This is a genomic window from Janthinobacterium sp. LPB2021202312-11-4, from assembly GCF_037049705.1.
Taxonomy (GTDB): domain Bacteria; phylum Pseudomonadota; class Gammaproteobacteria; order Pseudomonadales; family Pseudomonadaceae; genus Aquipseudomonas.
Genome location: NZ_JBAGKV010000024.1, coordinates 86544 through 99572, shown reverse-complemented (window position 1 = coordinate 99572; position 13029 = coordinate 86544). Strand labels below are relative to the sequence as shown.

General features: G+C 59.9%; 13 protein-coding genes. 9 read left to right on the top strand and 4 right to left on the bottom strand.

Annotated elements, in window-relative coordinates; genetic code table 11:
* Nucleotides 1-228: 228 nt before the first annotated feature.
* Nucleotides 229-1722, bottom strand: a complete 1494-nt coding sequence (locus tag V5E99_RS23115; RefSeq protein WP_499804563.1) for a CoA-acylating methylmalonate-semialdehyde dehydrogenase — start codon at nt 1720-1722, stop codon at nt 229-231.
* Nucleotides 1723-1859: 137 nt separating this feature from the next.
* Nucleotides 1860-3209 carry an omega-aminotransferase AptA gene (aptA, locus tag V5E99_RS23110; protein WP_499804562.1) on the bottom strand — a complete coding sequence of 450 codons (1350 nt, stop codon included), beginning with the start codon at nt 3207-3209 and terminating at the stop codon, nt 1860-1862.
* A gap of 125 nt (nt 3210-3334) precedes the next feature.
* Between aptA and V5E99_RS23105 the strand changes: the two genes are divergently transcribed.
* The 4 genes from V5E99_RS23105 to V5E99_RS23090 all read left to right on the top strand — a co-directional run bounded on the left by V5E99_RS23105 (nt 3335) and on the right by V5E99_RS23090 (nt 7099).
* Entirely contained in the window at nt 3335-4255 is a 921-nt protein-coding gene (locus tag V5E99_RS23105) for a LysR family transcriptional regulator (protein WP_499804561.1), read from the top strand.
* A gap of 122 nt (nt 4256-4377) precedes the next feature.
* Nucleotides 4378-5772, top strand: coding sequence for a uracil-xanthine permease family protein (locus tag V5E99_RS23100; RefSeq protein WP_499804560.1), 1395 nt, complete (start codon nt 4378-4380; stop codon nt 5770-5772).
* A gap of 87 nt (nt 5773-5859) precedes the next feature.
* On the top strand, nt 5860-6510 hold the full coding sequence (locus V5E99_RS23095; protein WP_499804559.1) for a TetR/AcrR family transcriptional regulator: 651 nt from the start codon (nt 5860-5862) through the stop codon (nt 6508-6510).
* Nucleotides 6511-6517: 7 nt separating this feature from the next.
* Complete coding sequence (locus V5E99_RS23090) at nt 6518-7099, top strand: IMPACT family protein (RefSeq protein WP_499804558.1); 582 nt, start codon at nt 6518-6520, stop codon at nt 7097-7099.
* A gap of 398 nt (nt 7100-7497) precedes the next feature.
* Here V5E99_RS23090 and V5E99_RS23085 read toward each other — a convergent pair whose 3' ends face one another.
* Nucleotides 7498-7656, bottom strand: coding sequence for a hypothetical protein (locus V5E99_RS23085; protein WP_499804557.1), 159 nt, complete (start codon nt 7654-7656; stop codon nt 7498-7500).
* Between the two features lie 30 nt (nt 7657-7686).
* Between V5E99_RS23085 and V5E99_RS23080 the strand changes: the two genes are divergently transcribed.
* From V5E99_RS23080 to V5E99_RS23070, 3 genes are read left to right on the top strand one after another with little or no spacing between them, the layout of a single operon-like run.
* Nucleotides 7687-9252, top strand: coding sequence for an ABC transporter ATP-binding protein (locus V5E99_RS23080; RefSeq protein WP_499804556.1), 1566 nt, complete (start codon nt 7687-7689; stop codon nt 9250-9252).
* A gap of 11 nt (nt 9253-9263) precedes the next feature.
* Nucleotides 9264-10367 carry an ABC transporter permease gene (locus V5E99_RS23075; protein ID WP_499804555.1) on the top strand — a complete coding sequence of 368 codons (1104 nt, stop codon included), beginning with the start codon at nt 9264-9266 and terminating at the stop codon, nt 10365-10367.
* The gene (locus V5E99_RS23070; RefSeq protein WP_499804554.1) at nt 10367-11293 is read left to right on the top strand and encodes an ABC transporter permease; all 927 of its coding nucleotides are present in this window, start codon (nt 10367-10369) and stop codon (nt 11291-11293) included. The genes V5E99_RS23075 and V5E99_RS23070 overlap by 1 nt, the downstream gene beginning before the upstream one ends.
* A 55-nt stretch (nt 11294-11348) precedes the next feature.
* Here the strand turns inward: V5E99_RS23070 and V5E99_RS23065 are convergent, their stop codons facing one another.
* Nucleotides 11349-11780 carry a hypothetical protein gene (locus V5E99_RS23065; RefSeq protein ID WP_499804553.1) on the bottom strand — a complete coding sequence of 144 codons (432 nt, stop codon included), beginning with the start codon at nt 11778-11780 and terminating at the stop codon, nt 11349-11351.
* A gap of 79 nt (nt 11781-11859) precedes the next feature.
* On the opposite strand from V5E99_RS23065, the gene V5E99_RS23060 reads away from it, so the two are divergent.
* Nucleotides 11860-12213 (top strand): MerR family transcriptional regulator, encoded by a 354-nt coding sequence (locus V5E99_RS23060; RefSeq protein WP_499804552.1) that lies wholly within the window; start codon nt 11860-11862, stop codon nt 12211-12213.
* Between the two features lie 25 nt (nt 12214-12238).
* Nucleotides 12239-12928, top strand: a complete 690-nt coding sequence (locus V5E99_RS23055) for an SDR family oxidoreductase (protein ID WP_499804551.1) — start codon at nt 12239-12241, stop codon at nt 12926-12928.
* Nucleotides 12929-13029: the final 101 nt, after the last annotated feature.

Genomic DNA, 13029 nt, shown 5'->3' with positions numbered 1-13029 from the left:
CCTATCAACTCTTTCTGGGCTTCGATGATCTGAAGCAACTCGCTGTCGAAACCTGCATAACTCTATGTTTACCAAGGAGTTTTCCGTTTCGACTGCGCCGGAAGTGGGGCGAATTATAGACTTCCAGAATCTGCCGTCAACACCTAATTTCACAATTCTGTCATATAGGTCAAAAAAGCCCAGAAACGCAGAGGCCGACTCCAAGGAGCCGGCCTCTGCGCCTTCTACTTACAAGCTAGGAAAAGCGAATTGCGACGCTTCATGGCTCGCCCGTTGCGGCCAGCGCTGTGTAATCGCCTTGCGGCGGGTGTAAAACCGCACGCCATCAGGGCCATACGCATGCAGGTCGCCGAACAACGAACGCTTCCAGCCGCCAAAACTGTGATAAGCCACTGGCACCGGCAACGGCACGTTAACGCCAACCATACCGACTTCAATCTCATCGCAGAACAACCGCGCCGCTTCCCCGTCACGGGTAAAGATGCAGGTACCGTTGCCATACTCATGATCGTTGATCAGTTGCATCGCCTCTTCCAGGCTGTTCACCCGAACGACACACAGCACCGGCCCGAAGATCTCTTCTTTATAGATGCGCATCTCAGGCGTGACGTTATCGAACAGGCAGCCCCCCAGGAAGAATCCTTCCTCATGCCCGGCCACACTCAGACCACGACCATCCACCACGAGGCTCGCCCCCGAAGAAACGCCGTCTTCTATATAGCCACTGACTTTGTCGCGAGCCTGACCGGAAACCAGCGGCCCCATGTCCAATCCACACGAAGTGCCCGCACCAATCTTCAGTGCCTTGATTTGCGGCACCAACTTGGCCACCAGCGCATCCGCCACCTGGTCACCGACGCACACGGCCACCGAAATCGCCATGCAACGCTCGCCGCAAGAACCGTACGCCGCGCCCATCAGTGCGCTAACGGCATTGTCCAGATCCGCATCCGGCATCAGTACCGCATGGTTCTTCGCGCCGCCCAGTGCCTGGACGCGCTTGCCGCGCTTGGTGCCTTCGGCGTAGATGTACTCGGCAATCGGCGTCGAACCGACAAAGCTCAGCGCTTTGACTTCCGGCGCTTCGATCAGCGCGTCCACCGCAGCCTTGTCACCGTGCACCACACTCAACACGCCTTTAGGCAGACCGGCTTCGATCAACAACTGAGCGATCAGCAGCGTCGAGCTCGGATCACGCTCGGACGGCTTGAGGATGAAGCAGTTGCCGCAGACGATCGCCAGCGGATACATCCAAAGCGGCACCATCGCCGGGAAGTTGAACGGGGTGATACCCGCCACCACGCCCAACGGCTGGAAGTCCGACCACGCATCGATGTTCGGCCCAACGTTGCGGCTGTACTCGCCCTTGAGGATTTCCGGCGCGGCACAGGCGAACTCGACGTTCTCAATCCCGCGCTTCAGCTCACCAGCAGCATCTTCCAGCGTCTTGCCGTGCTCTTCGCTGATCAACTGAGCGATGCGCGCTTCGTTCTGTTCCAGCAATTGCTTGAAACGAAACATCACCTGGGCCCGTTTGGCCGGCGGCGTGTTGCGCCAGGCCGGGAACGCAGCCTTGGCCGCATCGATGGCTTTCTGAATGGTTTCGCGGCTGGCCAATGGCAGCTTGTGGATGGCTTTGCCGGTCGAGGGGTTGAACACGTCAGCCGTGCGACCTTCTTCGGTCACCAGTTCGCCATTGATCAAATGCGGGATGAGGCTCATGCGGTACTCCTGAATTTTTGTTCACCGGCGCCCATCAAGGGACGCCCGCTTAGCTTTTGTAGGAGCAGAGCTTGCTCGCGAAGGCGGCCTCAAGGACCCCATCGCAGGCAAGCCTTGCTCCTACAGGTCATGTCGAATCAGTCGATCTTGTTCAGCACTTCGCCGACCGCGTCGAACAGACGATCCAGGTCCTGCGGCTTGCTGTTGAAGGTTGGGCCGAACTGCAGGGTGTCGCCGCCGAAGCGCACGTAGAACCCGGCTTTCCACAGCGCCATCCCCGCTTCGAACGGACGCACAATCGCGTCGCCGTCACGCGGGGCAATCTGGATCGCACCGGCCAAGCCGTAGTTACGAATATCGATAACGTTCTTCGAACCTTTCAGACCGTGCAGCGCATTTTCGAAATGCGGCGCGATTTCGGCCACGCTCTGCACCAGGTTTTCCTTTTGCAGCAGGTCGAGTGCCGCCAAGCCAGCGGCACAGGCCACCGGGTGTGCCGAATAGGTGTAGCCGTGGGGAAATTCCACCGCGTATTCCGGCGTCGCCTGGTTCATGAACGTGTGATAGATCTCGGAGCTGGCAATCACCGCGCCCATCGGGATCGCGCCGTTGGTGACTTGCTTGGCGATGCACATCAAGTCCGGGGTCACGCCGAAGCTGTCGGCGCCGAACATCGAGCCGGTACGGCCGAAACCGGTGATCACTTCATCGAACACCAGCAGGATGTTGTGCTGATCGCAGATGTCGCGCAGACGCTTGAGGTAACCCTCAGGCGGAACCAGCACGCCAGCGGAACCGGCCATTGGCTCGACAAACACAGCGGCGATGTTCGACGCGTCGTGCAGTTCGATCAACTTCAGCAGTTCGTCCGCCAGGGCGATACCGCCCTCTTTCGGCATGCCACGGGAGTAAGCATTGCTGGCCAGCAAGGTGTGCGGCAGGTGATCGACGTCCATCAGGCCTTGGCCGAACAGTTTACGGTTGCCGTTCACGCCGCCAAGGCTGGTGCCGGCGATGTTCACACCGTGATAACCACGGGCACGGCCAATCATTTTGGTCTTGGTCGCCTGGCCTTTCAGGCGCCAGTAAGCACGGACCATCTTCACTGCGGTGTCCGCACACTCGGAACCCGAGTCGGTGAAAAACACATGGTTCAGATTGCCCGGCGTCAGGTCAGTGATTTTCTCGGCCAACTGGAACGACAACGGATGGCCGTACTGGAAACCTGGCGAGTAATCGAGAGTGCCCAATTGCTTGGCCACCGCTTCCTGAATTTCCTTGCGAGTGTGCCCGGCACCACAGGTCCACAGGCCCGAGAGCGAGTCGTAAACCTTGCGGCCCTTGTCGTCTGTCAGCCAACTGCCTTCGGCGGCAACGATCAGTCGCGGATCGCGCTGGAAATTGCGGTTGGCGGTGTAGGGCATCCAGTGCGCATCCAGTTTGAGCTGGCTGGCCAGGGAAGACGGGGCGTTTTCGGGCAAGTTCATGACTAAAACCTCGCAGGGCAATAAGCAACGTAGAGATCAAAAGCGTTCTTGCAGCTAAATTGCCACGGAGATAGAGTCGGTGAAACCCAACTCTTCTAACGTTCAGTCAGGCCAGCACTAAACTTATGAGTACTCGACGCCCCGACCCTCTGGCCCAAGTCAGCGACTTTGATATTCGTTTATTGCGGATCTTCCGCAGCGTGGTGGAGTGCGGCGGCTTCTCTGCGGCGGAATCGGTGCTGGGCATCGGCCGCTCGGCCATCAGCCAGCAAATGAGCGACCTGGAACAACGCCTCGGCCTGCGTCTGTGCCAACGGGGGCGCGCCGGGTTTTCCCTGACCGAAGAGGGCCGCGAGGTTTACCAATCGGCCTTGCAGCTATTAAGTGCGCTGGAAAGTTTCCGCACCGAGGTCAACGGCCTGCACCAACACTTGCGCGGCGAGCTGACCATCGGTCTGACCGACAACCTGGTCACCCTGCCCCACATGCGCATCACCCACGCGTTGGCGCAGTTGAAGGAACGCGGGCCGGACGTGCAGATCCAGATTCGCATGATCGCCCCCAACGAAGTCGAACAAGGCGTGCTCGACGGACGCCTGCATGTGGGCGTGGTGCCGCAAGCCAGCGCGCTATCGGGCCTGGAATATCAACCGCTCTACAGCGAACGTTCGCTGCTGTATTGCGCAGTCGGGCATCCGTTGTTTTACGTCGACGACAAGCAACTGGACGACGGGCGACTCAATAGTCAGGACGCCATCGCCCCGACCTTCCGCCTGCCCGCCGACATCCAGGCGCATTACCAGGCGCTCAATTGCACCGCCAGCGCTTCGGACCGCGAAGGCATGGCGTTCCTGATTCTGACCGGACGCTACATCGGTTACCTGCCCGATCACTACGCCAACCTCTGGGTTCAGCAGGGCCGGTTGCGCGCACTCAAACCGACCGTGAGGTTTTATGACCTGAGCCTCGCATCGGTCACGCGCAAGGGCCGCCGCCCCCATTTGGTGCTGGAAAGCTTTCTGGAGAGCCTGGCGGCGACACGCTGAAAAAACGTTGAAGCCCGGCCACGTTGGACCAAACATCAAAAACAGAGCAATAACCTGAGCACTTGGACAGCTTTTTGCAATGATCAGAAACCTCGATCCGTCAGCAATGAGTTCCTACGCCCATGCAGCCAGAATCCTCAACCCCAAGCGATCTGATCTACGGCCTCAACGATCGCCCAAAACCCCTCGCCGCGATCCTCGCCGCCCTGCAACACGTGCTCGCCAGTTTCGTCGGCATCATCACCCCGCCGCTGGTGATCGGCTCGGCCTTGGGGCTGACCGCGCATTTGCCGTACCTGATCAGCATGGCGCTGATGGTTTCCGGTGTAGGAACGTTCATTCAGGCCCGTAAGCCATTTGGCATTGGCGCCGGGATGATTTGCCTGCAAGGCACCAGTTTTGCGTTTTTGGGCGCGGTGCTGTCGGCGGGGTTTCTGGTCAAGCAACGGGGCGGCAGCCCGGAAGACATTCTGGCGATGATCTTCGGCGTGTGTTTTTTCGGCGCCGTGGTGCAGATCGTCTTGAGCCGTTTCATCGGCCAGTTGCGCCGGGTGATCACGCCGCTGGTGACCGGGATTGTCATTACGCTGATCGGCATCAGCCTGATCAAGGTCGGTATCACTGACCTGGGCGGGGGATTCAACGCGGCGGATTTCGGCGCGCCGGGGAATCTGGCGCTGGGTCTGTTTGTGCTGGTGACAATTGTTTTGCTCAATCGCTCGAATACCCCGTGGGTTCGTCTTTCGGCGATCATCATCGGCCTGGTGCTCGGCAGCCTCGCCGCCTGGTTCAGCGGCAAACTCGTCCCGCAGCCATTGCCTGACGTGCCCCTGATCAGTCTTCCGATCCCGTTCCGGTTCGGTTTCAGCTTCGACTGGGCAGCTTTCCTACCGGTCGCGCTGATTTATCTGATCAGCACCCTCGAAACCGTCGGCGATCTCACGGCCAATTGCATGCTCGCCCGACAGCCCATCAGCGGCCCTTCTTATATAAGCCGACTCAAGGGCGGCGTGCTCGGTGACGGTTTCAGTTGCCTGATTGCCGCGACGTTCAGCGCCTTCCCCAACACCACGTTTGCGCAGAACAACGGGGTGATCCAGTTGACCGGTGTCGCCAGCCGTTACGTTGGGTTGTACATCGGTGCCGTGCTGTTTTGCCTCGGGATGTTTCCGCTGATTGGCGCTGTGTTGCAGCAGATTCCCAAACCGGTTTTGGGCGGTGCAACCCTGGTGATGTTCGGCAGTGTCGCGGCCGCCGGTGTACGCATCCTCGCCCAGGCGCCGCTGGACCGGCGCAGCATGTTGATCATCGCCACATCATTCGGCGTCGGCCTGGGGATTGCCGCACAACCGAGCCTGTTGCACCTGCTGCCGAAACTGGTGCAAAACCTGTTCGACTCGGCGATCACCAGCGGCGGTATCACCGCGATTTTGATGTGCCTATTGCTGCCCGAATCGAAAACCCAAATGCTTGACGCCAATACCCCGTTAAAAAACGCGCCGATCGAGCAGCCATAGGGGTTTTATTGCCTCAGGACTTGTCTGAAACCTGTGGGTGCGCTATCAACGCACTGGTTGCACCCACAGACTATTTCGGAAGTGCCTATGACCTTTGAAGTCCCCGCCCACGGCGGCAAACCTGCCAGCCGCATTCGTCAGAAGAACGAAGAGACGATCCTCAAAGCCGCCGAAGATGAATTCGCCCGACACGGGTTCAAAGGCACCAGCATGAACACCATCGCCCAGAATGCCGGGTTGCCCAAAGCGAACCTGCATTACTACTTCACCAACAAGCTTGGGTTGTACGTGGCGGTACTGAGCAACATCATCGAGTTGTGGGACAGCACCTTCAACACACTGACCGCCGAGGACGATCCGGCCGAAGCACTGACCCGTTACATCCGCGCCAAAATGGAATTCTCCCGACGCCAACCTCAAGCCTCGCGGATTTTCGCGATGGAAGTGATCAGCGGCGGCGAATGCCTGACCGAATATTTCAATCAGGACTATCGCGCCTGGTTCCAGGGCCGGGCCGCCGTATTCCAGGCGTGGATCGACGCCGGAAAAATGGACCCGGTCGACCCGGTGAACCTGATTTTCCTGTTGTGGGGCAGCACTCAGCACTATGCCGATTTCGCCACGCAAATCTGCCGTGTCAGCGGTCGCACCAAGCTGACCAAGCAAGACATGGAAGACGCCGGCGACAACCTGATCCGCATCATCCTCAAGGGCTGCGGCCTGACACCGACGCTCTAAGTTCTTTATGCCTTTTACCCTCAGCGGTTTTTGCGAATACCGCGAAGAGATTCGCAAAAGCCGCTTCATCACCTTCGCCGGGCCAATCAGCAGCCCGGCCGAAGCCCAGGCGTTCATCGAGCAGCACAGCGACTTGAACGCCTCGCACAATTGCTGGGCCTGGAAGCTTGGCGACCAGTACCGCAGCAATGACGATGGCGAACCTGGCGGCACGGCGGGCCGGCCGATTCTGGCGGCGATTGAAGCCCAGGATTGTGATCAGGTCGCGGTGCTGGTGATTCGTTGGTACGGCGGCATTCAACTCGGCACCGGTGGTTTGGCCCGTGCCTATGGCGGCGGCGCGAACAAATGCCTGCAAGGGGCGCCGAAGGTTGAGCTGATCAGCCGCGTGCCGGTGAGTTGTGCCTGTGGGTTTGGGGAGTTGGCGCTGGTGAAGTTGCGGGTGGCGGAGTTGGGTGGGTTGGTGGTGGACGAAGCGTTTACCGCTAACGGCGTAGATCTGAAATTGGCGATTGGCGAAGCACAGATCGAAACCCTGCAATTGCACCTGGCGGACTTGAGTCGCGGGCGGATTTTGTTGGAGCGTTAAAAACAAGATCAAAAGATCGCAGCCTTCGGCAGCTCCTACAGGAGTTGCCGAAGGCTGCGATCTTTTAGGGCATCCACCATTTCCCGTGCATTCCACACTTGCCCACATCTGCTGTGCACCCGGCTGTGGATAACCTGAGTACATTCCGCTGTAACCCTTCTGTCATGCGGCTTTGCGGGCTTTGTTCACTTTTCGTCCAAAGTGCTATCAAAAAACCTAAATCCACGAAAAAACAATCAGTTAGCTCGGTTTATCACCTTTAGAAGATAGCCACACAGTGCTTATGCCCGAGCGTTGAGCTTGCGCACAAATACTGTGGAGCAATCTGTGGATAACCCGTTCATGGCTGGCGCTGCCCCATGTCCGGCATAGCTTGCAGCCCACTGCTCGTTTTTTGATCAAATTGAGGTGGGCAAAACCGGAGCCTGATCAACAACCTTGCCCTCTCGTGGTGCCTGATTCATCAGCGAAACAGTTCCGGCCGCCCCCGCGAAACCCTTGCCGGCAAGGCTTTGCGAAAATTCCTGACTCAATGGCCAGAAAATTGCTTTATCCACAGGCATAACTCCAATCGACCCGAGTCAGTCATGCCCAACCCCGTGCCGATCCCCAATAAAGCCCCACGCCTGCAATTGCGCAACATCACCAAGCGCTACCCCGGTTGCCTGGCCAATGACGCCATCGACCTGAGCATTGCTCCCGGCGAAATCCATGCGCTGCTGGGCGAAAACGGTGCGGGCAAAAGCACGCTGATGAAGATCATCTACGGCGTCGCCCACGCCGATGCCGGGGAGATGATCTGGCAAGGGCAGCGCATCAGCATGCGCAACCCGGCCCAGGCACGGGGCCTGGGGATCGGCATGGTGTTCCAGCACTTCTCGCTGTTCGAAACCTTGAGCGTGGCGCAGAACATTGCGCTGGCCATGGGCGCGGCGGCCGGGACGCCGAAACAACTCGAACCGAAAATTCGCGAGGTGTCCCAGCGCTACGGCATGGCGCTGGAACCGGAGCGACTTGTCCACAGCCTGTCGATCGGCGAACGCCAGCGGGTGGAAATCATTCGCTGCCTGATGCAGGACATTCGCTTGCTGATTCTCGATGAGCCAACTTCGGTGCTGACCCCGCAAGAGGCCGACGAGTTGTTCATCACCCTGCGTCGATTGGCCGCCGAGGGCTGCAGCATTTTGTTTATCAGCCACAAACTCGGCGAAGTCCGCGCGTTGTGCCATAGCGCCACGGTGCTGCGCGGCGGACGTGTGGCCGGGCATTGCGTGCCGGCCGAGTGCACGGATCAGCAACTGGCGCGATTGATGGTCGGGGAAGCCGCCGAGTTGATCACCGACTATCCGAAGGTCATCGGCGGCAATACATTTTTAAACGTAAGTGGATTGTCCTGGCACAACCCGGACCCGTTCGGGTGCTCGCTCAAAGACATCAACCTGCAAGTGCGCAGCGGTGAAATCGTCGGCATCGCCGGGGTCGCGGGCAACGGTCAGGATGAGTTGCTGGCGTTGCTCAGCGGTGAAGAGCGATTGAGCCGCAACGACGATTCAATCATCAAATTCGGTGAAACAGCCGTCGCTCATTTGCGCCCCGATGCCCGGCGCAAACTGGGCCTGGCGTTCGTCCCCGCCGAACGCCTGGGCCACGGCGCAGTGCCGGAGCTGAGCCTGGCAGACAACGCCTTGCTCACGGCGTTTCAACAAGGGCTGGTAAGTAACGGCTTGATTCAACGCAGCAACGTCGAGGCGCTGGCCGAAGCGATTATCCACCGCTTCGGCGTGAAGACACCCGACAGCAAAACCCCGGCCCGCAGCCTGTCCGGCGGCAACCTGCAGAAATTCATCCTTGGCCGGGAAATCCTTCAGCGCCCGAAACTGCTGGTGGCCGCGCACCCGACCTGGGGCGTGGACGTCGGCGCCGCCGCGACCATTCACCGCGCACTGATCGCCCTGCGCGACGCCGGCGCGGCGATCCTGGTGATCTCTGAAGACCTCGACGAACTGTTCCAGATTGGCGATCGCCTCGGCGCGTTGTGCAGCGGTCGATTGTCTCCGCTCCAGGCCACCGTCGACACCCGGCTGATCGACGTCGGCGGCTGGATGGCCGGCCAGTTCGACGTCCCTCATTCACCTGTATCCGCAACGGTTTAACGGAGTTTCACATGCTGCTTTCTCTCGAACCCCGTGGCCAGCAATCACGCCTGATGTTGTGGTGCTCGCCGTTGCTGGCGGCGGCGCTGACCCTGGGCTGCGGCTCATTGCTGTTTATCGCGCTGGGACATGATCCGTTGCTGACCTTGCATACGTTGCTGATTGCACCGATCAGCGACTTGTATGGCATCTCCGAGTTGCTGGTCAAAGCCTTGCCGATTTTGCTCTGCGCCTTGGGCCTGGCGGTGGCGTATCAGGCGCGGATCTGGAACATCGGCGCCGAAGGTCAGTTGCTGCTCGGCGCCCTGGCCGGCAGTGCGTTGGCCGTGAACATCATCGACATGCAAAGTCGCTGGGCGCTGGTGTTCATTCTGCTCACCGGCACGCTGGCCGGTGCCGCGTGGGCCGGGCTGACCGCGTGGTTGCGCACGCGCTTCAACGCCAACGAAATTCTCACCAGCATCATGCTCAATTACATCGCCCTGAACCTGCTGCTGTTTTGCGTGCACGGGCCGCTGAAAGATCCGGCCGGGTTCAACTTCCCGGAGTCGGCGATGTTTGGCGATGCCAGCCGTTTGCCGCTGCTGATAGAGGATGGCCGGGTTCACGAAGGGGTGTATTTCGCACTGCTGGCACTGGTTGCGGTGTGGGTGCTGTTGCAGAAAAGCTTTGTCGGCTTCCAGATCAAAGTGCTTGGGCTGGACAAGCGCGCCGCCGGTTTTGTCGGTTTTCGCGAGAAGCGGCTGATCTGGCTGGCGCTGTTGATCAGCGGCGGTTTGGCGGGACTGGCCGGGGTTTGCGAAGTCACCGGGCCGATCGGCCAATTGGTGCCGCAGGTCTCACCGGGTTACGGCTACGCGGCGATCACCGTGGCGTTTCTCGGGCGGCTCAATCCCATCGGCATTCTGTTTTCCAGCCTGTTGATGGCGCTGCTGTACATCGGCGGCGAAAGCGCGCAGATGAGCATGAACCTGCCGCAAGCGATCACTCAATTGTTCCAGGGGATGATGCTGTTTTTCCTGTTGGCCAGTGATGTGCTGATTCTGTATCGACCGCGTTTGAACCTGCGCTGGGCTCGCCGCGCACCCGCCGCCGTAACCGCAGGAGCGCTGTGATGGATATCGATCTGCTGAGCAATATTTTCTACGCCATGGTCCGTTGCGGGACGCCGTTGTTGCTGGTGGCCCTGGGCGAACTGATCTGCGAGAAGAGTGGCGTCCTCAACCTGGGCCAGGAAGGCATGATGCTGTTTGGCGCGGTGATCGGTTTTATCGTCGCGCTCAACAGCGGCAACCTGTGGCTCGGCGTGTTGCTGGCGATGTTGGCCGGGATGCTGCTGTCGTCGTTGTTTGCCTTGGTGGCGCTGGTGTTCAACGCCAATCAGGTGGCCACCGGGTTGGCGCTGACGATCTTCGGTGTGGGGCTGTCGACCTTTGTCGGCGCGGCGTGGGTCGGTAAACCGCTGGCGGGTTTTGAGCCAGTGGCGATTCCGTATTTGAGTGAGATTCCGCTGATCGGACGGATGCTGTTTGCCCAGGATCTGCTGGTGTATTTGTCGTTCGCGCTGTTTGCGCTGGTGGCGTGGGTGATTCTGAAAAGTCGCGTGGGTTTGATCATTCAAGCGGTCGGGGAAAACCCGGACGCGGCCAGTGCCATGGGCTTGCCGGTGTTGGGCGTGCGCACGCTGGCGGTGTTGTTTGGCGGGGCGATGGCTGGGTTGGCCGGGGCTTATTTGTCCCTGGCTTATACGCCGATGTGGGCCGAAAACATGAGCGCCGGACGCGGCTGGATCGCGCTGGCGCTGGTGGTGTTTGCCAGTTGGCGGGTGTGGCGATTGTTGCTGGGGGCGTACCTGTTCGGGCTCGCCAGCATCCTGCATTTGGTGGCGCAGGGGTTGGGGCTGGCGATTCCGTCGAGTCTGCTGGCGATGCTGCCGTATGTTGCGACGATTGTGGTGTTGGTGTTGTTGTCACGGGATGCGGTGCGCACGCGGTTGTATGCGCCGGTGTCGTTGGGGCAGCCGTGGCAGGCGGGACATTAGCGGTTTGCAGGTCCGGCCTCTTCGCGAGCAAGCCCGCTCCCACCATGGATCGGGTTTACACCCCCCCCTGTGGGAGCGGGCTTGCCCGCGAAAGCGTCCGCACCGGCAACACCTGAACCACGCCCCACGCCAATTCAAAGACCAGGAAAACCACCAACAACGAACTGGCCCCGTGGGCCAGGGCATACGCCTGCCAAGCCGCAAACAGGAACCGCCCCACCGCGTCATACCGACCGTAAACCGGCTGCGGATCACGAATCCGCAACACCGCCCACACGCACACAATCGAGCCCAAAAGATTCGCCATCAGCATGTGCATCGGCTCGAATGCCGGCAGCGCCCCGGGCAGATTCAACGCCTGACTCAATCCCGACAACGCGCCATGTAACAAAGCAAAACTCCACGGCGTGGCAAACGCCGCGGTGACGATCAAGTCATACCAGGCACTGCCGCGCACCACCCGGCGATATTGCGTTGAAGTCCACATTGGCGTTGCTCCATAAATTGAAGGAGCAACAAGGCTAAAGCCTGGAGTATGCTCCAGGGTCAAGCCCCTTTGAGACTCCATGATGCGCATCGGTGAATTAGCCCAGGCCAGCGCCGTCAGCCGCGACACGCTGCGCTTCTACGAGCAGCGCGGGTTGATCGCCGCGCAACGCAGCGCCAACGGTTATCGCGATTACCCGGCCGACATGGTGCAACTGGTGCTGTACATCAAGACCGCTCAACGGCTGGGGTTTACCCTCGGCGAGATCGGCAACAGCGTCGCCGCGTTGTGGCACTCGCCCGACCCGGACAGCGCCGTCACGCAATTGCTGCACGACAAACTCAAACTGATCGAAACCCGCATGGCCGAACTCGGCGCCCTGCGCAGTGAGTTGCAGCAACGGCTCGGTCAACGCTGTCCATTGAATCCATGATCCTCACTTATCAAGGAAACCACTCATGTCCACGGCAAAAACCGCACTCATCATCGGCGCCTCCCGGGGCCTGGGCCTCGGGCTGGTGAAAACCCTGCTGGCCGACGGCTGGCAAGTCACCGCCACCGTGCGCAATCCGCAAAACGCCGAGGCGCTGCAAGCGCTGGGCAAGGTGCGGATCGAAAAACTCGACATGGATGATCAGCAGGCCGTCATTGCCCTGAGCCAGCAGCTCAAGGGCGAAGTGTTTGACCTGTTGTTCGTGAATGCCGGGGTCAAGGGCCCGGCCGTTCAAACGCCCGGTGGCGGTGCGACACTGGCCGAAGTCGGACAATTGTTTTTCACCAACGCCGTGGCGCCGATCAACCTGGCCCAGCGTTTCGTCGGGCAGATTCGCGACGGCAGCGGCGTACTGGCGTTCATGAGTTCGGGGCTGGGTAGCGTCACCGTGCCGGACGCCCCGGAACTGGCGTTGTACAAGGCGAGCAAAGCGGCGCTGAACTCGATGACCAACAGCTTCGTGACGCAATTGGGCGAGCAGAAACTCACCGTGCTGTCGCTGCATCCGGGCTGGGTGAAAACCGACATGGGCGGCGAAGGCGCGGACCTGGATGTGCAAACCAGTACCCGTGGCTTGGTGGATCAAGTGAACGCGTACACCGGCAGGGGCGGGCATCACTTCTTGAACTACAAAGGTGAAACCATTCCCTGGTAACCCCGCAATCCCCCGTAGGAGCTGCCGCAGGCTGCGATCTTTTGATCTTGATCTTTCCTCTGGATCGCTGAAAAACAAGATCAAAAGATCGCAGCCTGCGG

Excerpts from the sequence above, each read along its gene's own strand:
- V5E99_RS23115 (WP_499804563.1), bottom strand. The coding sequence starts at position 1,722 with ATGAGCCTCATCCCGCATTTGATCAATGGCGAACTGGTGACCGAAGAA.
- aptA (WP_499804562.1), bottom strand. The coding sequence starts at position 3,209 with ATGAACTTGCCCGAAAACGCCCCGTCTTCCCTGGCCAGCCAGCTCAAA.
- V5E99_RS23105 (WP_499804561.1), top strand. The coding sequence starts at position 3,335 with ATGAGTACTCGACGCCCCGACCCTCTGGCCCAAGTCAGCGACTTTGAT.
- V5E99_RS23100 (WP_499804560.1), top strand. The coding sequence starts at position 4,378 with ATGCAGCCAGAATCCTCAACCCCAAGCGATCTGATCTACGGCCTCAAC.
- V5E99_RS23095 (WP_499804559.1), top strand. The coding sequence starts at position 5,860 with ATGACCTTTGAAGTCCCCGCCCACGGCGGCAAACCTGCCAGCCGCATT.
- V5E99_RS23090 (WP_499804558.1), top strand. The coding sequence starts at position 6,518 with ATGCCTTTTACCCTCAGCGGTTTTTGCGAATACCGCGAAGAGATTCGC.
- V5E99_RS23080 (WP_499804556.1), top strand. The coding sequence starts at position 7,687 with ATGCCCAACCCCGTGCCGATCCCCAATAAAGCCCCACGCCTGCAATTG.
- V5E99_RS23075 (WP_499804555.1), top strand. The coding sequence starts at position 9,264 with ATGCTGCTTTCTCTCGAACCCCGTGGCCAGCAATCACGCCTGATGTTG.
- V5E99_RS23070 (WP_499804554.1), top strand. The coding sequence starts at position 10,367 with ATGGATATCGATCTGCTGAGCAATATTTTCTACGCCATGGTCCGTTGC.
- V5E99_RS23065 (WP_499804553.1), bottom strand. The coding sequence starts at position 11,780 with ATGTGGACTTCAACGCAATATCGCCGGGTGGTGCGCGGCAGTGCCTGG.
- V5E99_RS23060 (WP_499804552.1), top strand. The coding sequence starts at position 11,860 with ATGATGCGCATCGGTGAATTAGCCCAGGCCAGCGCCGTCAGCCGCGAC.
- V5E99_RS23055 (WP_499804551.1), top strand. The coding sequence starts at position 12,239 with ATGTCCACGGCAAAAACCGCACTCATCATCGGCGCCTCCCGGGGCCTG.